Annotated in this window: 19 protein-coding genes and 1 pseudogene; 8 read left to right on the top strand and 12 right to left on the bottom strand. The window is 68.9% G+C overall.

Annotation, left to right across the window (positions count from 1 at the left end):
- Nucleotides 1–63: 63 nt before the first annotated feature.
- The 4 genes and pseudogenes from OG975_RS47380 to OG975_RS47365 all read right to left on the bottom strand — a co-directional run.
- Nucleotides 64–456 (bottom strand): annotated as a pseudogene (locus OG975_RS47380) (IS5 family transposase); the annotation flags it as partial.
- Nucleotides 457–695: 239 nt separating this feature from the next.
- The gene (locus OG975_RS47375; RefSeq protein ID WP_406336010.1) at nt 696–4,346 is read right to left on the bottom strand and encodes an NB-ARC domain-containing protein; all 3,651 of its coding nucleotides are present in this window, start codon (nt 4,344–4,346) and stop codon (nt 696–698) included.
- Between the two features lie 140 nt (nt 4,347–4,486).
- A protein-coding gene (locus OG975_RS47370) for an IS5 family transposase (RefSeq protein WP_406336767.1) occupies nt 4,487–5,286 on the bottom strand; the annotation gives its coding sequence in 2 pieces (ribosomal slippage) (nt 4,487–4,947 and nt 4,947–5,286; 801 coding nt in all).
- 460 nt (nt 5,287–5,746) lie between these two features.
- Nucleotides 5,747–6,682 carry a LysR family transcriptional regulator gene (locus OG975_RS47365; RefSeq protein ID WP_406336766.1) on the bottom strand — a complete coding sequence of 312 codons (936 nt, stop codon included), beginning with the start codon at nt 6,680–6,682 and terminating at the stop codon, nt 5,747–5,749.
- A gap of 108 nt (nt 6,683–6,790) precedes the next feature.
- On the opposite strand from OG975_RS47365, the gene OG975_RS47360 reads away from it, so the two are divergent.
- The 3 genes from OG975_RS47360 (at nt 6,791) to OG975_RS47350 (ending at nt 10,025) form a co-directional block, all read left to right on the top strand.
- Complete coding sequence (locus OG975_RS47360; protein WP_406336008.1) at nt 6,791–7,771, top strand: FAD-dependent oxidoreductase; 981 nt, start codon at nt 6,791–6,793, stop codon at nt 7,769–7,771.
- A 99-nt stretch (nt 7,772–7,870) separates the two neighbouring features.
- Nucleotides 7,871–8,971 carry a WD40 repeat domain-containing protein gene (locus OG975_RS47355; protein WP_406336007.1) on the top strand — a complete coding sequence of 367 codons (1,101 nt, stop codon included), beginning with the start codon at nt 7,871–7,873 and terminating at the stop codon, nt 8,969–8,971.
- A 151-nt stretch (nt 8,972–9,122) separates the two neighbouring features.
- A complete protein-coding gene (locus tag OG975_RS47350; protein ID WP_406336006.1) occupies nt 9,123–10,025 on the top strand; it encodes a hypothetical protein in 903 nt (300 codons plus the stop codon).
- Between the two features lie 433 nt (nt 10,026–10,458).
- Here the strand turns inward: OG975_RS47350 and OG975_RS47345 are convergent, their stop codons facing one another.
- Nucleotides 10,459–10,668, bottom strand: a complete 210-nt coding sequence (locus OG975_RS47345) for an Arc family DNA-binding protein (RefSeq protein ID WP_406326764.1) — start codon at nt 10,666–10,668, stop codon at nt 10,459–10,461.
- Nucleotides 10,669–10,696: 28 nt separating this feature from the next.
- On the opposite strand from OG975_RS47345, the gene OG975_RS47340 reads away from it, so the two are divergent.
- Nucleotides 10,697–11,986, top strand: a complete 1,290-nt coding sequence (locus OG975_RS47340; RefSeq protein ID WP_406326765.1) for an RNA-guided endonuclease InsQ/TnpB family protein — start codon at nt 10,697–10,699, stop codon at nt 11,984–11,986.
- Nucleotides 11,987–12,544: 558 nt separating this feature from the next.
- Here the strand turns inward: OG975_RS47340 and OG975_RS47335 are convergent.
- The 3 genes from OG975_RS47335 to OG975_RS47325 form a co-directional block, all read right to left on the bottom strand.
- A complete protein-coding gene (locus tag OG975_RS47335; RefSeq protein WP_406336004.1) occupies nt 12,545–12,874 on the bottom strand; it encodes a hypothetical protein in 330 nt (109 codons plus the stop codon).
- A gap of 361 nt (nt 12,875–13,235) precedes the next feature.
- Nucleotides 13,236–14,198 carry a DMT family transporter gene (locus tag OG975_RS47330; protein ID WP_406336003.1) on the bottom strand — a complete coding sequence of 321 codons (963 nt, stop codon included), beginning with the start codon at nt 14,196–14,198 and terminating at the stop codon, nt 13,236–13,238.
- 219 nt (nt 14,199–14,417) lie between these two features.
- Nucleotides 14,418–15,632 carry an MFS transporter gene (locus OG975_RS47325; RefSeq protein WP_406336001.1) on the bottom strand — a complete coding sequence of 405 codons (1,215 nt, stop codon included), beginning with the start codon at nt 15,630–15,632 and terminating at the stop codon, nt 14,418–14,420.
- Nucleotides 15,633–15,827: 195 nt separating this feature from the next.
- Here OG975_RS47325 and OG975_RS47320 point away from each other — a divergent pair, with 195 nt between their 5' ends.
- A complete protein-coding gene (locus OG975_RS47320; protein WP_406336000.1) occupies nt 15,828–16,910 on the top strand; it encodes an AraC family transcriptional regulator in 1,083 nt (360 codons plus the stop codon).
- Between the two features lie 28 nt (nt 16,911–16,938).
- Here OG975_RS47320 and OG975_RS47315 read toward each other — a convergent pair whose 3' ends face one another.
- From OG975_RS47315 to OG975_RS47305, 3 genes are read right to left on the bottom strand one after another with little or no spacing between them, the layout of a single operon-like run.
- Nucleotides 16,939–18,351 (bottom strand): aldehyde dehydrogenase family protein, encoded by a 1,413-nt coding sequence (locus tag OG975_RS47315; protein WP_406335999.1) that lies wholly within the window; start codon nt 18,349–18,351, stop codon nt 16,939–16,941.
- Nucleotides 18,348–19,226, bottom strand: coding sequence for an SDR family NAD(P)-dependent oxidoreductase (locus tag OG975_RS47310; RefSeq protein ID WP_406335998.1), 879 nt, complete (start codon nt 19,224–19,226; stop codon nt 18,348–18,350). The genes OG975_RS47315 and OG975_RS47310 overlap by 4 nt, the downstream gene beginning before the upstream one ends.
- A complete protein-coding gene (locus OG975_RS47305; RefSeq protein ID WP_406335996.1) occupies nt 19,223–20,575 on the bottom strand; it encodes a flavin-containing monooxygenase in 1,353 nt (450 codons plus the stop codon). The genes OG975_RS47310 and OG975_RS47305 overlap by 4 nt, the downstream gene beginning before the upstream one ends.
- 188 nt (nt 20,576–20,763) lie before the next feature.
- Between OG975_RS47305 and OG975_RS47300 the strand changes: the two genes are divergently transcribed.
- Nucleotides 20,764–21,387 (top strand): TetR/AcrR family transcriptional regulator, encoded by a 624-nt coding sequence (locus OG975_RS47300; protein ID WP_406335995.1) that lies wholly within the window; start codon nt 20,764–20,766, stop codon nt 21,385–21,387.
- 234 nt (nt 21,388–21,621) lie between these two features.
- Here the strand turns inward: OG975_RS47300 and OG975_RS47295 are convergent, their stop codons facing one another.
- Entirely contained in the window at nt 21,622–21,885 is a 264-nt protein-coding gene (locus OG975_RS47295) for a hypothetical protein (protein WP_406335993.1), read from the bottom strand.
- 336 nt (nt 21,886–22,221) lie between these two features.
- Here OG975_RS47295 and OG975_RS47290 point away from each other — a divergent pair, with 336 nt between their 5' ends.
- Together OG975_RS47290 and OG975_RS47285 are read left to right on the top strand one after the other, a co-directional pair.
- Nucleotides 22,222–24,429 (top strand): MMPL family transporter, encoded by a 2,208-nt coding sequence (locus OG975_RS47290; protein WP_406335992.1) that lies wholly within the window; start codon nt 22,222–22,224, stop codon nt 24,427–24,429.
- Nucleotides 24,430–24,554: 125 nt separating this feature from the next.
- Nucleotides 24,555–24,863 (top strand): hypothetical protein, encoded by a 309-nt coding sequence (locus OG975_RS47285; protein ID WP_406335991.1) that lies wholly within the window; start codon nt 24,555–24,557, stop codon nt 24,861–24,863.
- Nucleotides 24,864–25,700: the final 837 nt, after the last annotated feature.

Raw genomic sequence — 25,700 nt, 5'->3', positions numbered from 1 at the left:
CTGCGACAACCACAGCTTGTCGACCCCAACGACATCACGCCAGCAAGGTCAGTAGAAGTCCTCTCATTTGGCGAGTCGGCGGTAGCAGATGAGGGTGCAGGCAATGGCGGCGAAAGGGAGGAAGTGTTCGGCTTTACGCTCGTAGCGGCGGTGGAGCCTGCGGCAGCCGGCGAGCCAGGACACGGACCGCTCAACGACCCAGCGGTGGCGCCCCAGGCGGTTGGAGGACTCGATGCCTCGCCGGGCCAGGCGGTGGGTGATGCCCCGACTTCGAAGCCATTGCCGCAGGTGGCGGTAGTCGTAGCCCTTGTCGCCGTGCAGTTTGCCGGGTTTGCGGCGGCGCGGACCGCGACGCGAGCGGATCGGCGGGATACCCCGCACGAGCGGCTCCAGGCCCTGACTGTCGTGCATGTTCGCCCCCGAGATGCCCACCGACAGTGGCAGACCGGTCCGCTCGGTGATCAACTGGAGGCCGCCAAGCTGATCCGCACCCGCCGTGGGGCGGGCTCCCGGGTCGCGGCACTCCCGGCCGGCCCGGTCCGCCCCTGCGCCTCCCAACTCGCGACCCTCGCAGGTGACTTCACCTCCTCCGCCCGCGCGCTGGGTGCCGACACCGAGGCCATCCTGGCGGCCGTTAGGGAGGCCCTGGGCCCAGACCGCCCAAGCCGGGACTAGCCAAGCTCGTTCCGTGCCCTTCAGGATTCCAAGCCGCGGAGCGTGAACAGATACGTACCGCAGGATCCGACAGCAGCGATGTGGGGAGTGCTGGGGGACCAGGCGCAGTCATGCAGGATGTCGTCCACGCCCAGAGACGCCACGCAGGACTGGCCTTCAGAGCTCCAGATGCTCAGCACGCCGTCCATGTCGGTGCAGGCGACGTGGGTCTCATAAGGAGAGAATGCCAGTCCGGTGACAGTCCCGCTGCCGCCGTAATTCAGATATCTGACGCCTTGGAACCCATCCCTGGCGAGTACCTGGATACGTCGCGAAGGACTGGCCCCTGCCATCAACCAGCCATCAGCGGAGGCCGCGACAACATCTATGCCGGCCGAGCGCTCATCCTCTTCCCCGTACCGCTTGTCGTTCCTCAAGTTCACCGTCGGCTGGGAAGTCCAGCGAGTCGTATTCCAGAACCGGATCAATCCGTCCGAACCCGATGCGGCCAGAGTGGCACCGGAGTCGAGCAGGGCCAGCCCGCTGACAGCCCTCAGGACCCGGTTCTTGCCTCCGTCGACATCGTGCATGGTCCGCAGTTTTGCGCCCTCCCGGTTCCATATGGTCAAGGTGTTGTCGATTGACCCGGTGGCCAGCCAAGCACCCGCCGGTCCGGCAAGGAGGGCGGTGACGGCCCCCTTGTGTGCCCGGAAGCTTCGGAGAAACTCTCCCGTGCCGGTCCATATGTGCACGTTTCCCTCCACGTCCCCGCTGGCCAGCCACTGACCTCCCGGCTCGACGGCAACGGCGAGTACGTGCGCGGTATGCCCTCGTAGCACGCTCGGGTCAGCTGAACCATCGCTAGGGTAGAGAGTTACGTCGTGGCCGGGGCCCGCGGTGACGAAACGGCTGTCTCCGGGAAAGAAGGCCACCTGGTACACCTCGCGTTGAGCTGTCGCGGTGAGGGGGGCGTCCAGCAGTTGCGAGAGCTCCCACTTTCGAATGGGTGCGCTGACCTGGGCGGTGAGGAGAATGCGACTGTCGCGGGTGAAGCCGATGTCGGACACCGGCGAGGTGAACCCGGTGAGGACCGCGCGAGCTGCGCCGTCGCGCAGGCTCCACACACGAACGGTCTCGGCACTACCGCAGGCGACCCAGTCTCCATTCTGGGAGAAGGCCACCGAGGGCCAGATGGCAGGGGTCGTGGGGATCGTCTCCTCGGCAAGGAGCCGACCCGAATGCGTATCCCAGAGTCGGAATGTGTGCGCGTATGCGTCTGCTTGAGCAAGTCTCGAGCCTGTCGAGTCGAGTGCAACACTGCTTTGCAAGACGTCTTGGTCCTGTGCGAAGAATTGCAGGCGGCGCCCGTTCGAAGTTTTCCATAGCGTGACTCCGTCGCGGGCGGCAGTCGCCAACCGTGCGCCATCGGAGGAGAATGCTGCCGCATGGATGAGCTCGTGATGGTCCATCAGATGGCGGCCACGACGATCGAGAAAGGGCATGACACCCAATACGAAGACCAACATCAGAGCAAGTTCGATGGTCGACAGCAGAACGGTTTGGGTGCGGGAGTGTTGGCCGGCCGCCAGTAAGGGGATCAGTAAAAGGGGGAATGGGGCCCATGGACTGTGGAGCACCCGATGGGTGAGAGCCTGTGGAGTGGGCCGTACGTCACCCGACGCGTCGAAGAACCGCAGCGGGAGGTCGCCACCGAGCTCCACCACGCGTGGCAGCGCCGGATCGGCCGTGACAGCCCACCGACTCTCCGACCCGAACGGGCGAGATCCTGCAACACTGCCAGGCCATGACCAGTCGTTTTCAATTGTTGTCTGCTGCCAGTTCCACAACTGGGCGGGGCCGCCCAGGGGACAACTGACCACGTGGGTGTCGTTGCCCAGGATCCCCACGCTCATGACGGGCCTGCGATGCAATCGTTCCTGAGCCATGCAGTTGCCATCGGCTGTGTCCCAGATGCTCACCGTCCCGTCCCAGCGACCCGCCACCAACCACGTACCGTCACGCGAGAGGGCGAAATGCCGGGCGCCGACCTGTGCCAGCGTGCCTCGGAAGGCAGGGTGCGGCAGGTCGGCCGGCGGCCCCATGGGAGCCAGCCAGGCAGTTCCCGTGACAGCCCGCTCAAACCCGGCGACGATCTCCTCCATCCCTTCGACACCGTGTAACCGGGTGATCAGCGTGGCGGCGATGTGCGAATCGGACTCGCGAGGGGACAGCAGGTGGTAGGTGCGAACCAGCACTTCGTGGAGCCGACTCGTCGCCTGCCTGGTGGCGTGCGCGAAGTCTCGTTCCAGTCCCGGAGGTCCGGCCCGGTCCATCCGAGCCTCGAGCCATCGCAGCTCGCAGAGCAAGTCATCGGCACCGCCCACCCGGGCTTGGCCGAGGTGGTAGGCGACCCACTCCCACATGTATGGCTCTTCGTCAGGCAGTTGCCACCAATGCTCCTGAGCGTGTCCCTCCAGCAGTCGCCGGTGCAGTGCGGGCAGTCGGGTGCCGGTCTCGTGAACTAGATGATCACGGATCACGTCATGCAGCCGGAGCGAGCCATGGGCGCCCAGTTGGAGCTGTTGGACCAGGGAGAGCCGGGCGAGCCGACGGCACAGCACCTCGAGTTCGTCCGGGGTCATGAACTCCCGCCAGTGGGTGGCGAGAGTGCGCAGAGGGACTGCGCCGCCCTTGGGGAAGACGGCGAGTTCGACGAAGCGTTCGCGGCCCTGTGGGATCAATGCGTCCAGGTAGCTCAGGCTCCTTTCGGCTGCGAAGGCCAGGCCACGCCAGGTCGGGTGCTGGTCGTCCCAGGCTGTGGGCCCGCGGCTGGCGAAGTCGTCCTGTATACGGCGGACCGCCCGCGCCAAGGGCTCACCGAACTCGGTCCGTTCACGCAGCTCGCCGTGGGCCAATTCGAGCACCAGCGGGCAACGGCCAATGCCCTCCAGTACATCGCGCCAATCGATGCCTTCTGTCCCAGCCAGCTCAGAGGTGAGAAGCTGTATCGCCTGACCCTCTGTCATCTCGTCCACCTCGATAGAGGGTGTTTCTGGTCGGATGTCCCGAGAGCGCGATGTGATCAGCACGACGCAGTCGCCCCGTCCTCCGATGAAGGGGGCAAGCTGCTGCTCGTTCCACACGTCGTCGACCACCAGCAGCGTGGGCTTCGCGCCGAGCAGGTCCCGTAGCCGCTCGCCGGCCTGCTGCATGTCCAGCGAGGGTCGATGGTCCGCAACGCTGTCGGCGGACGACGGCCTGAGCAGTTCCACGGTCAAGGCGTTGACCTTCGTAAGGACCTCGACTTCGGCGCCCTGCTCGCCGAGCGACACCCAGTACACCCGTTTCCCGAACCGCTTCCGCACCTCGGGGGATTCGAAGACCATAGACGCCAGTGTGCTCTTCCCGAAGCCACCCGCACCGACCAGTCGCGCGGAGACAGGGGAGCGGCTTGCGCCCCGCGCCGTAACTCGGCGGACCAGGGGCTCATATAGTTCGGGGCGAGCCACCTCGCGGCCGGTCACCGGTGGTCGTGGTGATGCCGCCAGCAGCAGCTCGCTGGCCGATAGGCCGGGCGCAGGGTAGTAGATGTTCTGAACTCCGACGGCATCGCCATAGATGGTGCTTTCGCGAAAATCGACATGATCTCCGCCAGTGCTGGACTCTTTCCGATCAGACTCTTCCTCCGACATAGAACCCCCGTTCGGTCAGGGGCGAGTAACTGGCCCCATTTCCGGCCCCCATCAGGCTTCCCACCGTATCCCTGCTGTACCGTGCCATACCCATTCCGCGCAACTCTGCCCGTTCCGGGCAACATCGCTTTTAGAAGTCATCATTTGGCGAGTCGGCGGTAGCAGATGAGGGTGCAGGCAATGGCGGCGAAAGCGAGGAAGTGTTCGGCTTTACGCTCGTAGCGGCGGTGGAGCCTGCGGCAGCCGGCGAGCCAGGCCACGGACCGCTCAACGACCCAGCGGTGGCGCCCCAGGCGGTTGGAGGACTCGATGCCTCGCCGGGCCAGGCGGTGGGTGATGCCCCGACTTCGAAGCCATTGCCGCAGGTGGCGGTAGTCGTAGCCCTTGTCGCCGTGCAGTTTGCCGGGTTTGCGGCGGCGCGGACCGCGACGCGAGCGGATCGGCGGGATACCCCGCACGAGCGGCTCCAGGCCCTGACTGTCGTGCATGTTCGCCCCCGAGATGCCCACCGACAGTGGCAGACCGGTCCGCTCGGTGATCAACTGGATCTTCGACCCGTACTTGCCGCGATCTACCGGATTCGGACCTGTCAGATCCCCCTTTTCAGGGCCCGCATGTTCACCGAGTCGATCGCGCAGCGGGACCAGTCCAGTTCCCCGCGGGAGCCGAGTTCATCCAGGGCCAGGCGATGGAGTTTCGCCCATACCCTGGCCTTCGACCACTCGGTGAAACGCCGGTGAGCTGTGAGTCCCGACGGTCCGAACGAAGCGGACGGAAGTTGCTGCCACGTGCAGCCCGACGTGGCCACGAACACGATCGCGGCCAGCACCTCCCGGTCACCGTGCCGACGCCGACCGCCGCCCTGAGGACGGGTCGGCGCTTCCGGCACCACACGCTGAAACAACTCCCACAACTCATCCGGCACCAGCCGCTCAACGATCCCCACCTCCGGAAGCCTACCGAACCCTCCAAATGAGATGACTTCTTAACAGAGCGTTCCTCGCACGACATGGCGAAGCCCGTTGCTTCGGCGGCGGCGAGGATTGCGTTACTCGAACCCACGGCCGACGGATGATGAGTCCATTCGGGATCTTGGCGGCCCTTGCCGATCAACGTCGATCTTTGGCGTTTCTACTGGTCAGAAGCAGTGCGGAGTGTCAGCATCCCTTCGTCTTTGTCAGTCCGTTCCGATCCTTGCGTCCCGAACGCGTCCCGAATCCGTCGCAGATGAAAAAACGGCACAGGTTACCGAGCCGGTCGCACCTGCTCGGAGCCGGGCATCGAACCCGTGCGCAGCGGATTCCGTTTCCAACGCACGGAGGCTCCGCCCCACTTCGCCGGGCAAAAGCATCTATGGCTGTTGGGGGTAAGGGGGGCAGGAGGCCACGGCGTCGAATTGTCTACGCTGGGTCATGAACGTGCTGATCGGGCGGTCGCCGACGTCCGTCGGCCGACGGCCCGGCCAGGGCGTCGACGAGGCTGAGGAGCCCTCGCAGTGCTGGCGTGGCGCTTGCCGCCTGGTGGGCCAGGGCGAGGGCCACGGTGGGCATGGGTGCGGTCACGCGTTTGAGCCGCACCCCTGGTATACGCAGCGCACGAGCACGCCCCTCGGGCACCGGGGCGATGCCGGCGCCCGCGGCGACGCTGAGGAGGAGTTGCTCGTCGTCGGGTTCTTCCCGCACGATGCGTGGCCCGCCGTCGGGCCACAGCTGCCGGGAGATCAGGTCGTGCATTCCGGGGGCGTTCTCGCGCGGCCAGAGAATCACGGGTTCGGCGGCGATGCGCCCGCGGGTGACCCTGCGTTCGCGGGCGAGAGGATGATCCGCGGGGACGGCCACGAGGAGTTCCTCGCGGGCGATGTGCCGGCACTCCAGGCCCACGTCGTCCAGCGGGGGCCGTACGAAGGCGGCATCCAGCCTCCCGGCCAGCAGCTCGGTGATGTTGTGCGCCGTCCATCCCGTCCGTACGACGAGATCCACGTCTGGATGGAGGGTACGGAACGCGGTGAGGAGGGCGTCGACGGGGCCGCCGCGGGCGGAGCGGGTGAGGGCCAGGCGCAGTTGCCCCTGCCGTCCGCCGACGGCCGCGCGGATCCGTTCCCGCGCCGCGTCCGCGCGGGCCAGCAGTTCGCCGGCTTCGCGGGCGACGACCTCGCCGACGGCGGTCAACCGGCAGCCCCGGCTGTTGCGTTCGAGCAGCGTAGTGCCGATGTCCCGTTCCAGCGCCCTGATCTGCTGGCTCAGGGCGGGCTGGGCGATGTGCAACCGGTGCGCGGCCCGCGTGAAGTTCAACTCCTCGGCCAGCACGAGGAAATACCGCAGCCGCCGCAAGTCCATCCTCAACTATAAGCACTTCTTATGGCATTGAACATGGCTGGTCTTGGACAGGTCGTCAACTCCCCGCCGACAGTGGGAAGCACACGGTTCGGCGATCAAGGGGGAAGCATGGGCGACAGGTTCGACGCGGTCGTCGTCGGCGCCGGGGTCATCGGGCTGACCACCGCACTGCGCCTGCAGCAGGCCGGTGCCCGCGTCGCTGTGGTCACGGCCGAGCCCTCGGCCGAGACGACGTCCTCCATCGCGGCGGCCGTCTGGTACCCGACCCGCACACGGTTCGAGGCGCGCGTACTGAACTGGGCCACCCACACCTACGACGAGTTCGCCCGCCAGGCGGCGAACGGGGTACCCGGCGTGGTCATGCGCCCCACCCGGATGCTGCTGCGCGGCGATGCCCACGACGCCCCCTGGTGGGCCGCGGCCCTCCCCGACCTTCGCACCCTGCGAAGGGACGAAGTACGGGCCCCCTTCACCGCGGGCTGGGAGTTCACCGTTCCGTCCGTGGAGATGTCCCGCTACCTGCCTTGGCTCCAGCAGAGCTTGTCCGCGGCAGGCGGCACGCTGATCCGTCGCCGTATCGACGCCCTGGAACAGGCGGGCGTATGGGCTCCCGCGGTGGTGAACGCCTCCGGCCTGGGCGCCCGCTCCCTGTGCGGCGACACCAAAGTGCAGCCGGTGCGGGGACAGTTGGTCCTCGTCGCCAACCCTGGGCTGCACACGTCCGTGCGCGACGCGGACAACGCCGACGGCTACACCTACGTCCACCCCCGCAGCACGGACATCGTCCTCGGCGGCACCTTCGAGATCGGCGAGTGGGACACCACGCCGTCCCCGGCCACCGCCGCCGCGATCCTGCGCCGCTGCACCGAACTGCTGCCGGAACTGGCCGGCACCCCGGTCCTCGGCCACCGGGTCGGCCTGCGGCCCTATCGAGACGGCGGCGTCCGCCTGGAGGCCGACCCGCGCCCTCACGACCGGGTGCAGCGGCTGGTGCACAACTACGGCCACGGAGGCGCCGGAGTCACCCTCGCCTGGGGCTGCGCGGACGACGCAACCGCCCTTGTCTGCGGGGCCGTTCGGCCGGGATGAGCCCCTGCCGCTCGCAACTCCCCTTCGTGCGGCCCCACACGTACCCCTGTACCGCTCCCGTTCGTACTGCTCCCGTTCTCGAGGATTGGGTGTGCGCTGATGGATTCCGTCGAACCCGCGGAGATCAACACTTCCACCACGGCGGCTGGTGAGACGCAACCGCAACCCGGCCGGCCGCCGGTGAAGCCCCCCGCCAAGGTGCGGCGCCGCACGCTGCTGCTCGCCGCCCTCGGAGCGACCGCCGTAGCCGTCCCGCTCGCAGTGATCGAGTCCAGAGCTGACGACGCCGCCAACCCCCGCAAGGCCACGCTCACCGTCCCCGACGGCCACGCCGACAGCGTGGCGTTCAGTCCGGACGGCAAGACGCTGGCCGCAGGGCTGTCCGGGGCCCGGGGCACCGGCAGCACGCTGCGGTTGTGGGACGTGGCCGAGGGCACCGCCACCACCCCCTGGGCCGACCACGTCGAAGACCTGACAAAGGTGGCCTTCAGCCCGGACGGCAAGACGCTGGCCATGACCGGCGCCCTCGCCGTGTACCTGTGGAACATGGCGGATCGCACCAGCATCGCCCTCCCCCATCCCCAGCCCACCCTGGACCTGGCGTTCGCCCCGGACGGCAGGACCCTGGCCACCGGCGGCCGCGACGGCGTGGCCCGGCTGTGGGACCTGCCCACCCGCGCCCTCACCAATGCTCTGACGGCCCCGGGCACGGCCGCTGTCAACGCGGTGGCGTTCAGCCCGGACGGCCTGACCCTGGTCACCGGCAGCGCGGACCTCACCGAAAGCCCGGTGCGGCTGTGGGACTTGCTCACTCGGACCGTCGACGCCACCCTCGAAGCCCCGCGCAGGCACGGCTTCACATCGGTCGCGTTCGGGCGGGTCGGCTACATCATGGCCACGGGCAGCGCCGACAACATCGTGCGGGTGTGGGACTACGTGACAGGCACCGTCACCGCCGCGCTCACCGGCCACACCGGCACGGTGACGACGGTGGCGTTCAGCCCGGACGGAGACACCCTGGCCACCGGCAGCGAGGACAGGACCGTGCGGCTGTGGGACTCGAGCACACTCGACCTCGTCCCCATCGACACCCTCACCGGCCACACCGACAACGTGACAACGGTGGCCTTCAGCCCGGACAGCAAGACCCTGGCCTCAGGCAGCCTCGACGGCACGGTGCGGCTGTGGCAGAACCGATGACCCCGACTTCGGTCACGCACAGCCGGTTCAGCGCGGCGCGGGTGCCGTCGGGCAGACTCTGCGATCGCTCGCGGCCTGACGCCGCGCTGCTCAGAAGTTTGACTTCAACTCCCTCTGAAACGAACTAAGTTGACCATTGGTGGACCCAGTCATGGCTGTGAGAGATGCGAAACCCGCGCCCGGAACCGTGTTGCGTGGCAGAGGCGGAAGCGCGCACCTGCTGAGCGAGGCCGTTGTGCTGGACCGGGCAGGGATCCGGCTGCTCATTCCCCTCGACGCGATCGAGACCGTGCATGTCGCCAGGAGCAAGCGCCCGACTGCTGAAATCCGGCTGAACTCGGCGGCCACCGGAGCCGACGCGACAACGGTCTGCGCGATCGGCTCCCGCAGCACCGAGGCGGTGGAGGCCTTCGCACACGCCGTCAACGCGGCCGTGCCGCAACGGGACGAGGCCGAAAGACGCATCGACGGCGCGGCCCTGGTGAAGGCGGTGGAGCGCCCCTTCATGCCCAGGACACCGTGCAGACCGTTCCTGTCCACGGACGAGTGGTGGGCCTGTGGCGCGCTCACCTGCCTGTTCGCCGTCGGCCTGATGCTCCCCGCGCTGGCGGGCGACGGGTCCCTCGCCAACGGCGCGTCCCTCGCCAAGCTGTGGGCCGGCACCTTCGCGGGGCTTGTGTTCGGCTGCGCCGTCGCCCGCGGCACGTGGCGCGCCACGGTGACCTGGTGGCTGCTGCACCGTTACGGCGTGACCACCGTCGCCACCCGCGTGGGCTACTGGCCCGGGGAGGACGACAACTCCCCCGGGGTCCTGGTGTACTCGTTCACCGCCACCGCCGGCACCACTCACGACATCTGCCGCACCGGCTCGCGGGGAGGGCCCGACGAGATAGGGGTCTCGTACGACCCCGCCAGACCCGACTTCGCGGTGGGGCCGAGACAACCGTGGGTCAGGACCCTGATCCTGCTGATCCGCCTCCTCGTCGGCGTGCCGGTCACGCTCGTCATGGCGGCCTACCTGCTGTGGTACTTCGCCACCGCCATGCACCTGTAGAACAGGCACAAGCCCCTCCGCCACCGACCGCCGAACGATCGGCCCGTGGAATTGGCGGCCGACAACCGGGCCGGACTCCCGCTGCCGGCGAAGCCGCGGCCGGTTCGGGGCAAGCGGCGAGCGTGGTATCACCCGATTGTTTCCATCGGAACTGGTGAGGGCGCGGCAACGGGGTCAGTTGTCGGCGAGCCTCACGACGGCTGGTCACCACCCATCCGTGTCCCGAGCCACCCACGACGCCAGAGAGCCGGTTCACAGCGCCTGCCCCGACCGGCATCACCCCCGAAGATCTCCAGGCAAGCCCGGCGCGCTTCGGGCCGCTTTCTGCGCGCTTCCAACCGCCGCCGGGACAACCCAGCGATCCGTGACCATGACACTGCCGAGCGTCCGCCACCCCGCACCCATCTTGCTTTCGGGCAGGGTGCCCGGTCCTTCAGGGTCGGGGTGAGTGCCCGCTCCCGCGTCGCGGGGCAGGGGAAGCCGGATCGCCGCCGGGGCGATCCGGCGTTTCGGGAGAGATGACGCTGAGGCCGACCTCAAGCAGGTGCAGCATCTCGGAGTTGAGGGACCGCCGGTCGGTGGCTGCCTGGTCGGTCAGCCGTTGGTGCAGGTCTTCGGGGAGACGGAGCGTGAACTTGACCATGCCGTCATTCTGCCGCCATTATGACGGCATGTCACGTTTCCGGATGTACCCGACGGGCGGGCAGGCGGGCATCATGCTCGATCACTGCGCGCACGCCCGGTACGTGTGGAACCTCGCCGTGGAGCAGCATTCGCACTGGTACCGGGGCCGCAAGGCTGCGCCCGGCTTCGCCGAGCAGTGCCGCCAGCTCACCGAGGCCCGGCGTGACAACGAATGGCTGCGTGCGGGTAATGCTGATGTGCAGCAGCAGGCCCTGAAGGACTTCGCCCAGGCCAAGAACGCCCGCTTCACCTCCGGCTTCGGTGAGCCGACGTGGCGCAGGAAGTACGTGCACGAGGGATTCCGGGTCATCGGCACCGACCGGGTTGGGGAGTTCGAGGCGGACGGGTCGCCGAAGCTGAACCCGAAGACGGGCAAGCAGGTCATGGGCCGCTCGGTAGTCGTGCAGAAGCTGAACCGGCGGTGGGCTCAGGTCAGGGTGCCCGGCTGTGGGTGGGTGCGCTTCAGGCTCACCCGCGCCGGGCTGCCGAAGGCGAAGACGTTCCGCGTCACCTTCCGAGGCGGTCAGTGGCACATTGCGTTCGCCGTCATCCCCGAGCCGATCGATGCCCCGGGCGCAGGCGAGATCATCGGTATCGACCGGGGCGTGAAGATCACTGCCGCTCTGTCGGACGGGCGGAGGCTGAACTGCCCGCAGCTCACGGTCAAGGAGCGGGCCCGGATCCGCAAGCACGAGCGGCGGGCAGTTCGCGCGCCGAAGGGCAGCGAGCGGAAAACGGCCGAGTACGTCAAGGTTGCCAAGCTCAAGGCACGCGAAGCTGACCGGCGCAAGGACTGGTGCGAGAAGACCAGCACCATGCTCGCCCGCACCTATGACCTGGTGCGCTTCGAGAAGCTGAACATCAAGAACATGACCGCCTCCGCGAAGGGGACGGTCGAGAAGCCCGGCAAGAACGTCAGGCAGAAGGCCGGGCTGAACCGGGCGATCCTCGCCCAGGGCTGGGGCCTGCTCCGGCAACGCACGGAGCACAAAGCCCCTGGCCGGGTCGAGGACGTACCCGCCCCCTATACGAGTCTGCGGTGCAGCGCCTGCGGATGGATCGAGAAGAACTCGCGCAAGAGCCAAGCCGAGTTCTTCTGCGTGTCCTGCGGGTTCACCTGCAACGCGGACACCAATGCAGCAGTCAACGTCGCGGCAGGACAGGGCGGGATTCCCCGCCCCCGGCGCTCAGCCGGTGCCGGAGGGACGACAACGGCCACCAGCCGTTCGAGCGTCCGTGAACCTCAACCCACCTGGGTTGGAATCCCCCTCTTTTAAGAGGGGGAGGATGTCAAGAAGTGGTCCCGCAGGAGCAGGGCGTGATCGGCCCTCTCACAGTCCCTTCCGCGTACCTGCGTCCTGCCAACGTCCCGAATTCACGGTCCTGACCGTCAGGCCAGCCGCCTGCGGCGGCTCGCGCCAGCAGCGGGTCCACGCATTCACACAGGTCACCGCAGCGCCAACCGCCACCGACCACTCCGGAACCGAACTCGCGAGCAGCGGATTCGGTCCGTTGAGCGGGAGTTGACACTCCAGCACCTCGAGAAGAACGTTTCCGCAGGTCAGAGCACGTTTACGGTGGGGCGGGTGGGACTCGAACCCACGGCCGACGGATGATGAGTCCCTTGGGGATCTTGGCGGTCCTTGCCGATCAACGCTGATCTGTGATGTTTTCGCAGGTCAACTGGGTTGATCGATGTCAGCCCTGTACGGTCCTTGTAGATCCGTTCCTGTCCTTGTGGCCCCTGAGCATCCTTGAGGGCTGCTCAGAGCCCGCGGCAGCCGGCGTCCGTCCAGCTCGGCGAAAGTGCCGGAACCCACGCCCAGCGGATTGCCTTACCGATGAATGTCTGCGATTGCGCCGGTGCGGGTGGCTCGATGAGCGGCCCGCACCCGGCGCACTCCAGCCTTACGCCGCAGCCCCGATCGTCGCCAGGACGGCACACCGGGTGCCCGTCCGGCCTGGTGAACCTCGGTTCCGTCCTGCGCGATCAGCCCCCGCCGGCTCTCATGGAGCTCAGCAAGCAGAGCGGTGACCCGCTCCTCAAGCCGCGGCCCGGTGGTGTCCTTGGGCACGGTCACCCCGACCGGGCCGCCCTGCCGGGTGTCGCCGACCGCGTGCCCGTAGAAGCCCTTCGGGCGCGACTCGCACTCGACGATCTGCACACCGCCGAAGTCGATCAGCTCCTCCGCCCGCTCGGCCGAGGACCGAGCACGGCTGAAGGCTGCACTCGACGCCCACTACGTGTGGTGCCCCATGCCGAACGGCATCTATCGCCGCTCCCGTGTGGTCCAGAAGAAGCTCACCGCGAAGGGCTCCAGGAGGTCTGATGACGCGGGCACCAACTGGCCTACGGCAAGGCGGTTGACGTCTTGGGCGCGTTCTTCGACGGCACTTACAGATAGGCCTTCTGGGGTGCGCGAGGCGGGGCCGGATCGACCGGAGCCGACGGGCGCCCGCTGCACTGGCGGAGCCCGCGCCCGACCCCAAGTGATCCCTGGGATCGGACGCAGGAGTGCCGCGGGGCTATCGGCTCCGGTTGCCAGCTCCGGCAGGGGCGGTCAGAAGGACCAGGCCCAGTCCGAGAATGGCCAGTCCGCAGCAGGAGGCGACGGGCAGGCGTTCACCGAGGACGGTGACGCCCAGGACTGCGGCGACGGCGGGCTCGGCGAGGGTCAGCGAGGTGGCCACCGGGGCGGAGGTGTGGCGTAGTCCGTGCCCGAAGAGCCGGTAGGCCAGGTAGACGGTGAACAGGGCGAGGTACACGGCCACCGCCGCGCCGCGCGGGGTGGCGAGCCAGTGCGTGTCGACGAGCAGCGGGAGCGGCAGGACGAGCAGCCCGGCCGCTCCGAAAAGCATGCCCATGACCGCGTCGGAAGGGTGTCCGTGCGTGATGAGCCTGGCGGCGATCAGCGAGTAGGCGGCGTACGACAGTCCGGCGCAGGCGGCCAACACGACGCCGGTCAGGTCCATGGGCGTGGCGCGCCCGGTGAGTTCGGGGCCCAGCACCAGAAGGGTGCAGCCCAGGACGGCGGCCGCGGTGGCGGCGGTCCAGCGTGCGGTCGGCCGGGCCTGTCCGCTGATCCAGGACAGCAGTCCGGCGAAGACCGGCGCGCTGCCCAAGGCGACCACGGTGGCCACGGCCACGCCGGTCCTGGCCACTGCCGGGTAGAAGGTGATCGGATACCCGGCCACCGCCAGCGCGCCCAGGACGAGCAGCCACCGCTCGGGGCGCGTGCAGGCCGCGGGCAGCGAGCGGGCGCCGCGGGAGGTGAGGAACATCAGGATGCCGCCGAGGGTGAGCCCGGCGCAGCCGATGGCCGCCGCCGGTGCGTCGGCCGGGGCCAGGGAACTGGCAGTTCCGGTCGTACCCCACAACACGGCCGAGGTGAGGATGGGCGCGGGGCCGCTGAGAAGGCCGGTGCGGGAAGGGCGCTTGTCGGCGGCGGCCGGGCGCGCGGGAGTCAGGGGGGAGGTGCGGTTCGGCACAGTCGTGTTCTTCCGTCGTCGAATGCGTCAAGGGACTGGATTCGAAACGGGCGCACGACAACAGCCCGGGACCGATCTGAAGGTCGGTGGGGGCCGGGGGTCAAACCGTCAGTGTCTGCGCCCGGTCAGGCGCCGAGAGGCGGCAGAACGACGTGCCAGTAGGTGTTCACCCGGCGATGGTACCCGCCGTCTTCCGGCCCTCCGGTCGTGGCCGCGTCGTCAGGCCCGCGCCGGCCTCGCCAAGGTGGGTGACACCGGCCGGGTGAAGTGGCGGGCGGCGGCCAGGAGAAGAAGCGCCAGGGCGGCCGGTGCCGCGTAGGCGAGTCGGAACTGGCCGGTGGAGCCGAGGAGCCCGCCCACGGCGCCACCGGTAACCACGCCGACGTAGTTGAAGAGATTCAGGCGCGCCAGGACCACCTCCGAGGCGGCGGGACGCAGTCGCGCGGCGGAGGCGAGACACAGCGGAGCCAGGACGGACGCCCCCAGTCCCACCACCCCGGCCGCGAGCACGGCGAACGGCCAGCCCGGCGCGGCGGCCATGGCTGCCAGGGCGCCCGCAACCAACAGGGCCGCGGCGCGGACGATGGCGACCACTCCGAACCGTTGCACGAGTCGGTCGGTGGTGGCGCGGCCCACGACTGTGCCGGCCTGGTAGGCCGCGTACGCCAGCGGCGCCACCGTGAGGGTGGCGTCGAGGGTCTGACGCAGGTAGACCGCCGACCATGCCGAGACGGTGGATTCGACGACGTAGACAACGAGGAGGACCAGGCCGAACGGGAGCAGCCGGATCCAGACCCGGCGCCCCAGCGGCGGCTGCGCGAGGGTGTCCGGCGGTGCATCGGTGCAGGGGAGGGCGTGCGTGCGCATGCAGAGGGCGAGGAGCAGGACGATGCCTGCCTGCATGCTCAGGCCTGCGGCCACGGGCCATTCCAGCCGTGCCGCCCCAGCAGTGAGCAGAGCCGAGACGACACCGCCCACGCTCCATGCCGTGTAGAAGGAACCGAAGATGCTGCGCCCGTAGGCGCGTTCGATCGCCGCGGCCCGGGTGTTGACCCCGACGTCGAGGGCACCGACAGCGAGCCCGAAGAGGATGTACGCGCCGATGACCGTCGCCTCGTCAGGGGCCCACCCGATCAGCACCAGTGCGACGACTGCCGTCAGCACGGCCGCGCGCATGGTGGCGACGGGACCGGCGCGGCGGATCGCGGCCAGCCCGAGGAAGCTGCCGACGCCTGCCATCAGGGCCACCGTGACCATCGTGACGGTCGTCAGGAGGGGAGCCAGTTTCAGGTGCTCGGTGACAGCGGGGACGGTCGTGTACACGGCGGCGACGGACACGCCTTGTGCGGCGAACGCGAGGGTGGTGACCCTTCGGGCGCCGGTCCTGGAGTCCGGGCGCGCGGCCCTCGCCCGGACTGGAGTATTGATGGACATGGCTGTCGCGCCTTCATTTCCTGTGTGCGCCGGCAGGGCCGGCGGGTCGGATGCGGTGCGGGTTCTGGAAACCGTAGCCAGGGCGCAATGGGCGAGCGCAGGACGCCAGAGGCCGTACAGGGGACTTCGGGGGCCATTGCTTGCGACCGGTGATGACGGGCTGCCTACGGTGGTCACCCAGAGAAGGTGAGTGCGATGTCCCTTACCCCCGGCCCGGCGGACCCTCCCGGGACGAGCCGCAGCACGTCGGCGACGATTCAGCCGAACATCCTGCGCTATCTCGTCGTGGTCGCCGACGAGCGCGGCATCGATCTGCGGCCCCTGCTGAAGCAGGTCGGGCTGGACGAGACGGTCATGCGTTCGGCTGAGCTGAGGGTGTCGTACCGGCAGGGCAGTGCGCTGATCCGCCGTGCGCTGGACCTCACTGGGGACGAGCGCCTGGGGCTGAAGGTCGGTGCGGCGCAGCACCTGACCGCGTGGGGCCTGCTCGGCTTCGCCCTGTTGGCCGACGACACGCTCCACCACGCCATCGAGACCGGGGTGAAGTACCAGAACCTCTCGGGGGCGATGGTGGTGTGGTCGGCCGGCATGGGAGAGGAGGACGGCGCCTTCGTGCTGCGCGCCGATCTTCCCGATCCCGCCATGGACCCGGCCGTGGCTTCCTTCCTGAGCGAGGAGGCGTTCGCCTCCGTGGTCACCCTGTCCCGGCTGGCCGTGGGCCCGGCCTTCGCGCCGAGGGTGGTGGAGTTCTCCTTTCCGCCGCCCCGCCAGAGCGATCTGTACGGCGCCCTGTTCGGCTGTCCGGTCCGCTTCGGCGCCCTCGCCAACCGTCTGGTCATCGCCCCTGCGTGGGCCCGTGCTCGAATGCCGGGCAGGGATCCCGTGGCCTACGCGTCGACGCTGGAGATGCTGGATGCGCAGATGGCTTCCCGCCGCGACCAGCAGGATCTGCTGGAGGTTCTCGAGATCTCCGTCGCGCAGAGCCTCCCAGTGGTCCCTTCCTTCGGCGAGCAGGCACGGCGGCATGCGACGAGTGAGCGGACGCTCCGCCGGCGACTGGCCGACTGCGGCACGACGTACGAGGCACTCGTCGAGGGAGTGCGGCGGGAACGCGTCGAACAGCTGCTGCTCCGGCCGGAACTGACGCTCCGCGACATCGCCCGCCGGTCGGGATTCTCCGACGAACGGGCGCTGCGCCGCGCGGTGCGCCGCTGGCACGGCACCTCCCCGGTCCACCTGCGGGAGCGGATGCTCCGGGGGGCGCGGCACATGGGATGACCGGTCGGCACTCGGCTGTCGGCTCGGGTCAGCGAGTGCGGATCCAGACCGTCTTCTCGCGGGTCCACTGGTCGAAGGCGTTGGTGGACTTCTCCACGCCACCGAATCCCGACTGCTTCCAGCCGCCGAAGGGAGTGGTGATGTCGCCCTCGCTGTAGGCGTTGACGGAGACCACTCCGGCCTCGATGCCGCGTGCCAGTCGCAGCGCGGTGTCGAGGTCGCGGGTCCACACCGAGGCGGCTAGCCCGTACTCGGTGGCGTTCGCCCTGCGTATCGCCTCGTCCTCCGAGGTGAAGGTCTGGACGGTGACCACGGGGCCGAACAGTTCTCGGGTGAGGACGTCGCTGCCGTCGGGAGCGCGGTTAATGACGGTAGGCGGGTAGTAGGCGCCGCGCGGAGGCAGCCCGTGGGGCAGTCCCCCGGTGTGGATCTGGGCTCCGCCGGCCCGGGCTGCCTCTACGGCTCCCGCGACCCGGTTGAAGGCGGTGTGGTTGATGAGCGGCCCCATCTGCGTGTGCGGGTCGGCCGGGTCACCGATGACGAGTTCTCTCGCCGCGGCCGTGAACCGCTCCACGACCTCCTCGGCGATACTGCGGTGCACCAGGACACGGGAGCCGGCCGTGCAGTTCTGCCCCATGGTCAAGAACGCAGCCTCGATCATGTTGTCGATGAGCTCGTCGCCGTAGGAGAGCGCGTCGGCCATCAGGACTTGAGGACTCTTGCCGCCCATCTCCAGCGATACCCGCTTGAAGTTGCTGTCGGCGGCGGCCTTGAGGATGCGGCGGCCGGTCGCCGTGGACCCGGTGAAGGAGAGCGCACCCACGAGGGGGTCGCGGGCGAGGGCCTCCCCAGCTTCCCGGCCGTACCCGGGCAGCACCGTGAGCACCCCGTCGGGCAGGCCTGCCTCGGTGGCGAGTTCGACCAGGTGCAGGGCCGAACGCGGGGTCACCTCGGCGGGCTTGACCAGCAGACAGTTGCCCGCCGCCAGGGCGGGTCCGACCTTCCAGGCGGTCATGGCGAGCGGGTAGTTCCATGGCAGGATCGCCGCGACGACCCCCACCGGCTCACGGCTCATGAGACCGAGAGCGTCGCGCCCGCTCGGCGCGAGGCGGCCAAAGATCTTGTCGGCCGCCTCGGCGAACCAGCGGATCGACTCGATCGCGCCCGGTACGTCGCCCGTACGGCACTCCGTGATCGGCTTTCCCGCGTCCTCGCTGTCCAGCCGGGCGAGCATCTCGGCGTCGCGTTCCATGAGGTCGGCCAGCCGCAGCAGCACCGCACCGCGCTCGCGGACCGGCAGCCGCGACCACACCCCGGCTTCGTGGACCTGCCGGGCCCGTTCGGTGGCCTTGGCAACATCGTCGGCGCTTGCGGCGGGCAGGCTGGTGATCGGCTTCCCTGTGGCGGGGTTGACGACGTGCAGCATCTCGTTCGTGGTCATGCTTCCTCCACCAGTTCCCAGCGCCCGTCGGTCCGGCGGGCCAGTCCGCGTCGGCGGAGGTCCTCCAGGTAGCGGGCCATGCCGCGGTCACCGCGCTTGCGGAACAGCGGGAAGATCCGGGGCAGCAGGTTCGGTGCGAGCATCGCGAAGCGCACCAGGCGGGACTCACCGGGCCGGGGGTAGGCCTCCAGGCGGGGCTTGTCCAACAGGCTCACCACAGCCGCGACGACGTCGGCGGGCTGCTGCGGCCGGTCCTGGAACTGCATGGAGTTCCCGCCGTCCACGGCCTCCTGACGCAGCATCCGGGTGTCGGTCGCCGACGGCAGGACCGAGCCGGCCAGGATGCCCTTGCTCCTGAGGTCGAGCCCGATGGCGAGCATCGCGCCCCGCAGCCCGAACTTGGAAGCCGTGTAGATCGGAGTCTCGCCCAGCGGGAAGATCCCGCCGAGGGAGACGGTAGTGACCACCCGGGCGTCCCGGGACGCCCGCAACAGGGGGATCGCGATCCGGGTGGCGACCAGCGGGGAGGTCAGGTTGAGGCCGATCTCCCGCTCGATGCTCTCGACGCTACGGATGTCGAAGCGTTCCGCGCTGGTCATGCCCACGTTGTTGACGAGCACATCGAGGCGGCCGTAGGCCTGGGCGACCCGCTCGAACAGCCGCTCCACCTGGGCGCAGTCCAGCAGGTCGCAGCCGATGCCCGTGTGCCCGGCGCCGGGAAGCTCCGCGGCGACGGTCTTGGCGCGGGTCTCGTCGATGTCGACGACGACGCAGCGGGCGCCGCCGGAGGCGAAGCGGCGGCACAGCGCACTGCCGATGCCACCAGCGCCGCCGGTCACCAGCATGACCTTGTCGGCATAGTCGAACCTGCTCATGCCGCCCTGCCTTCCTTCACGCGTCGCAGGGACCGCACCGGCGGAGGCTGGCCCTCGGTACGCCAGCCCATCTCGCCCGCGACCTTGCCCAGGTACTTCACGAAGGCCCCGCTGTCGACGTAGCCGGTGTGGCGGGGCGAGTCGACGAACTTCAGCCCGCCGGACAGATCCGGGCGGTCGGCACGGATCCTTTGGGTGAACCGTTCCGCGTTCGGCAGTCCGTGCCGCGCGTCGTGGACGTACCCGGCGATCAGCTGCGCCTGGGTGTCGAAGAGCCGGTACGCACCGGAGTTGGTCTCCACGAAGCCGATGCCGAACAGGCCCTGGTGCTCGCGTGAGAACGACGACAGGTACAGGTCGGGGTGCTGCTCGTCGCCGAAGTACTCCTGCGCGACCGGCACTTTGTGAACGTAGCCGGTGGCCAGCAGGACGAGATCGAAGTCGTCGCTCGTGCCGTCGGTGAAGTGCACGGTCCGGCCCTCGGTGCGGGCGATCCCTGGCTTGGCGGTGATGTCGCCGTGCTGGAGGTGGTGGATCAGCATCGAGTTGATGGCCGGGTGGGTCTCGAACAGCTTGTGGTCCGGCTTCGGCAGCCCCAGCCGCGTCGGATCGCCGTTGATGATCCGCAGCAGGCCACCGAAGACGCGCTGCGCCAGCCACATCGGCAAGTGCGGCCCGCTGTCGGCGATGGTGTCCACCGGCCGACCGAACAGGTGCTTGGGGATGAACCAGTACCCGCGCCGCATGCTGATCACCGCGTGGTCCGCGGTCCGCGCCGCGTCGCACGCTATGTCGCAGCCGGAGTTCCCCGCGCCCACGACCAGGACCCGCTTGCCGCGCAGCTCCTGCGCGCTGCGGTAGCCGACGGTGTGCCGGACCTCCCCGCTGAACTCCCCCGGAAATTCGGGGATGTTGGGGTGCCACTGCGAGCCCGTACACACGACGACCTGTCCGTGCACGCTCTCCCGGCCGTCGGCCCGGGTGACCGTCCAGGTGCCGTCCGCGTTCTTCTCGACGCCCTCGACCTCGACACCGAACTCGATCCGGTCCGTCAGCCCATAGGCATCGGCGAAGGACCGCAGGTACGACAGGATCTGCCGGTGCGGCGGGTAGTCCGCGAAGTGGTCGGGCATCGGGAAGCCGCCGAAACCCGACAGGGTCTTGCTGGAGATGAAATGGGCGGACTCGTACATCGGACTGCCGGGATTGTCGATGTCCCAGATGCCGCCGGACCCGGTGTGCCGCTCCAGATGCGTGTACGGCAGATTCCGCTCCGCCAGTGCCCTGGCTACTGCCAGCCCGGCAGGTCCCGCCCCGATCACGCACGTATCAAACTGGCTTTCTTTCACGGGCCTGCCTCCTCGTTTCTCCCGTTTCACGGGCGTTGGAGGAAACGTATTCATCCACCGTTCAGCGGGAACTGACCTGCGCGGCCACAGACCGGACCTCAGCGGCCATGTCACCAGGACGCCTGTCGTCACGAAGGGTGACTTGCCCGGACGACATGTTCATGCGACTCAGTCGATATGATGCGGTCGTGGCTCACGTTCCCGCGGCCGAGCGCCGCCCTCAGCTGATCAAAGCTGCCATCGACTTCATGACGAGGGAAGGAGTCGCGGCCGGAAGCACCCGTGCCATCGCCGCTGAGCTGGGAGTGGCTCAGGCCACGGTGCACTACACCTTCGGTACGAAAGAAGGGTTGTACCGCGCCGTCATGGAGCAGCTCACGCAGGATCTGATCGCTCAGGTCGAGCAGGCCGCACCGGCCGACGCCGGATTCGAGGAGACGGTCAGCACGCTGGCCGCCGCTCTGTGGCGGACGGTGCGGGAGCAGCCCGCCAGCCATCAGCTCCTCACGGAACTGACCATGTTCGCACTCCGCTCCCCCGCCCTGAGCGAGGCCCTGGAGAGCCACTACCGCGGCGTGACCGAGGTGACGGCGAGACTGGTGACCGAGGCGGCCGAACGCACCGGCCGGCCTCTCGCCCAGCCTGCGGAAACAATCGCGCGGTTCTTCCTCGCCGGCTTCGACGGGCTCACGATGCAACACCTCTCACACCCCGACGAGGAGGCCGAGCACACGTGCCTCCAGGCTTTCGTCTCCGCCGTGGTGGCCATGGCCGGCGGTCGACTGGACCTGGTATCCGTACCTGCGAGCTGACAGCGGTCAGATGCGGTCGTACGGCTATGAACGCGCTGCATTCGGCTCCTGATCGCGCACATTGAGGGTCTCGGGACGCGTCAAGATCTTCAGGTCGACATTCCGGCGGGCATTCGGTCGGTGCGGGAGACGCCCTCCCAGACCCGCTCGACCCGAGCGTCAATGACGGCGCGTTCGCTTACGTCGAACCTGGCCTGGATGGTTTCCCTCCCCCCCTCTTCACCCAGCTCCGGCTCAGAGGGGCGCGGTGGACGGCGTGCTCGCAGCACCGCACCGCGCCGCCACGCCGGCCCGTCTGGCGGTGCAACCACTTGCCCCGTTCTCGCCGCCGACGAATCCCGTGAGCACACCGTCGGCCGGGGTGCCGTCGAACATCTCGCGCCCGAGCGAACCACCCCGCACCTGACGCATGCCGGACAGGACCTCCGCCTGCCGGAGCGCGAGCCCGGACGACCGTTCGGCGATGCCGTCGCGCACGTAGACCCGCTCGCCGCTCACGGGCGGCCTGGTACATGACCTGCCGACTTCCCGGCCGTCGCCGGCAACAGAGTTGAGGCAGCCGCTCGCCGACCGGTCGCGGACTTCCAAAGACGGCCACGGACTCGAGTGCCGCGCGGCCCGCCCTGACGGCTCCTTGGCTCACACCAATCGCGGCATACGCCACAGTCGAACGACTCGATCGACCGACTTGAGCAAGTGATAAAGTCGCCCTATCGAGGCCCTCGTCGGCATCGGCCCGTCACGTGGCTGCAGTCCGGCACATGCCCCTTCCACTTCCCCGCCCATGTCCGCGCTCGGGTGTGCGGGATTCCCCACCGTCCAAGGGAGTTCGTCATGGCCGTCCTGCTCCACCGGCTGGGCCACAGCGCCTACCGGCACCGAAAGCTCGTCCTGGGCATATGGCTCTTCGTCCTGGCCGCGCTCATCACCTGCGTCAGCATCTTCAGCGGCAAGCTCGACGACCGCTTCTCGGTACCCGGCACCGAGTCGCAGCGTGCTCTGGACAGCCTGAGCAAGACCCTTCCGGAAGCCTCCGGTGCGGGCGCCCAGATCGTCTTCACCGCCCCCAAGGGGCATCAGGTCACCGAAGCCCCCTACTCCGCGACCATCGCCCGGACCGTGGCCGAGGCCAAGAAGGCTCCCCAGGTCAGCGAGGTTGTCGATCCCCGCGCCGCCGGCGCCGTCTCGGCCGATCGGACCACGGCGATCATCCAGGTCCAGTACCCCGTGCAGAACGCGCAGGTGCGCACCTCATCCGTGGACGCGATCGAGGACACGGCCCGAACGGCGGAGAAGGACGGGTTGAAGACCTCGGTGGGCGGTTCCGTCTACAGCAGCAAGGGCGTCCACGTCGGCCCGTCGGAGATCATCGGCGTGGCCGTGGCTCTGCTGGTCCTCGTCGTCACGTTCGGTTCGTTGCTGGCCGCCGGCATGGCGCTGCTGCCCGCGCTGATCGGTGTGGCGGTCGGTCTGGCCGGGCTGCTCGCTCTCGCGCCCGCGGTCAGCATCTCCTCCACGGCCGTCACACTCGCCCTCATGCTGGGCCTGGCCGTGGGCATCGACTACGTCTTGTTCATCCTCTCGCGTCACCGCCAGCAACTGGCCCGCGGAGCCGGCCCGAAGGAATCCATCGCGCTGGCCACCGGCACGGCCGGAAGCGCGGTGGTCTTCGCCGGCACCACCGTGATCATCGCGCTCGCCGCGCTGAGCGTCATCGGCATCCCGTTCCTGACCACGATGGGTCTTGGGGCTGCCGGAGCCGTACTCATCGCCGTGCTGGCCGCGATCACCCTCGTCCCCGCCGTCGCGGGATTCGCCGGCCCTCGGCTCACTCCCAAGCCCGGCAGCCGCGCCGCCCGGCGGGCCGCGGACACCGAAGGGTCCACCGGCCACACCACCCTGGGCACGCGCTGGACCAAGCGGGTCATCGCCAAGCCGCTGCTGTCGGTGCTCGCCGTCGCGGGCATCCTGGTGACCCTCGCCCTGCCCGCCCTGGACCTCCGCATGGGCCTTCCCGACAACGGCTCCGCCCCGCACGCCTCCAGCGAGCGCAAGGCGTACGACACGATCAGCGACAAGTTCGGTTCCGGCTTCAACGGCCCGCTCCTCGTCCTGGCCGAGACCAAGAACGGCACGGCGACCACGAGTGCACAGGCCGGCGCCCAGGTGGCCCAGAAGCTGGGGACCCTCAAGAACGTCAAGGCCGTCCTGCCGCCCGAGTCCACCAGCGACCCGGCACAGAGCGTCATCACCGTCCTCCCCGACTCCGGCCCGGACAGCGTCCGCACCGACCAACTCGTCCGCGACATCCGCAAGGCCGCGCCCGGCATTCGTGAGACGACCGGCGCCTCCGTCGCGGTCACCGGCACCACCGCCGTCAACATCGACGTCTCCAACCGGCTCAGCGACTCCCTGCTGCCCTTCGTCGGCATCGTCGTCGGCCTCAGCCTGCTCCTGCTGATGATCGTCTTCCGGTCACTGGTCATCCCCGTCAAGGCCGCCGTCGGCTTCCTGCTCTCGGTGGGCGCCTCGCTCGGTCTGGTCGTCGCCGTGTTCCAGTGGGGCTGGCTGGCCGACGCCCTCGGTGTGCCCCACAGCGGTCCCGTCGTCAGCTTCCTGCCGATCATCCTGATCGGCGTGCTGTTCGGACTGGCCATGGACTACGAGGTGTTCCTCGTCTCCGGCATGCGCGAGGAATGGGCCCACACCGGCCGAGCCCGCCAGTCGGTCATCGACGGCGCACGCCACAGCGTACGAGTCGTCACCGCGGCCGCCCTGATCATGTTCACCGTCTTCGCCGGGTTCTTCCCCCTGGACGACTCCCTGATCAAACCCATCGCGTTCGCTCTGGCCGTGGGCGTGGCCATCGACGCCTTCGCCGTCCGCATGACGTTCGTACCGGCAGTACTCGCACTCGCCGGCCGGGGGGCCTGGTGGCTGCCGGCCTGGCTGGACAGGAGCCTGCCCGACCTCGACGTCGAAGGAACCAGCCTCCAGAAGGCGTCGGCGACGAACCTCAAGGAACCCCAGGCCGTCTCCTGAGAGCCCCTGCCCGCACGCCATCCGGTGGGCTCGCGATGCGGCCGGCACCGTGAGCCCACCCCAGCCGATGCACCTCAACCGGCCCGACCCTCTGCCCCTTCCCCAAGGCGACCAAAGGACGAAGGATGCACCGGGCACTCCTGATGGGCGGCCCCGCTCTTGTGCGCGAAGCCCGCGCACGCGTCATCCAGGACGCCGCCCTCCTCACCGTCCAGGCACAGATTCCCGCCCTCCCTGATGCTCTGGCCCAATTGCCGTACCTGAAGCCCGACGTGCTCCTCATCGACGACCTGGCCCTGGCCCCCTCACCACCGGCCACGACGCTGCCGTCTCTGCGCCGCGCCGCCGATCACACCGCACTTGTCGTCATCGGCGACCCGCCCGCCGAGAAAGGCGGCTCGCTCCCATCCGACGTCACGCAGGGACCGGATTGACCAACAGCGTCCGCAACGCGTGCCCGGCCCCCGGCCACCTCCCCGCAGGACAGCGACAGGCAAGGCCAACTCAGCGCACGTGAACGACCGATCGTGTCGGCCGGGCGCCGACGGCCCTCTCTGGCCGCCCGGGCATCGGTACCCATCGAGTGCTCGAACGGCAGTAACCGCCACCACGAAGACCCGTGCCTGCGCACCGGACGTACCGGCATCTGCGCCGCCTCCACTGCCTCCCCGGCACTCGACTGGCCCCGCTGCGGATCGCAGCCCCGTGCCCACACAACAAGCAAATGGGACAACGAACCGGCCCGGAGACACCGTCGGCCTGGACACGCCTGCGCCGTCCCGGCCCCTGTCCGGCCCCTGGATCTTGGTATCGAGCCTCAGGGCAGCCATCCCGGAGACCGACAACACCCTTGATCACCTACTGCGCCGCAGGTCAGATGGGCTGGAGCTCCCCCGAGCGCCGCCAGACTCCAAAGTCGTGAGCAGCGGATTCAGTCCGTTGAGCGAAAGTTGACGCTCCGACACCTCGCGAGAAACGTTTCCGCAGGTCCGGTCCCTACTGAGGTGGGGCGGGAGGGACTCGAACCCACGGCCGACGGATGATGAGTCCCTTGGGGATCTTGGCGGTCCTTGTCGATCCCTTCCTGTCCTTGTGGCCCCTCAATGGCCCCTGAGGGTCTTTGAGTCAGGCGCCTACCACAGCAGCAGGCGCGTCCGCGCCCAGTTCCGCTGAGGGAACGGAACCTTCGCACAGCGGATTCTCTTACCGACGCGACGATGCTCCACTCCTGGTCCCGGGGCGGAGCCTCGTCCCTGACGTCAAGAGGCGAA

Source organism: Streptomyces sp. NBC_00203 (genome assembly GCF_045206325.1).
Classification (GTDB): Bacteria; Actinomycetota; Actinomycetes; order Streptomycetales; family Streptomycetaceae; genus Streptomyces; species Streptomyces lutosisoli.
This window is presented reverse-complemented; position numbering and strand designations above follow the sequence as displayed.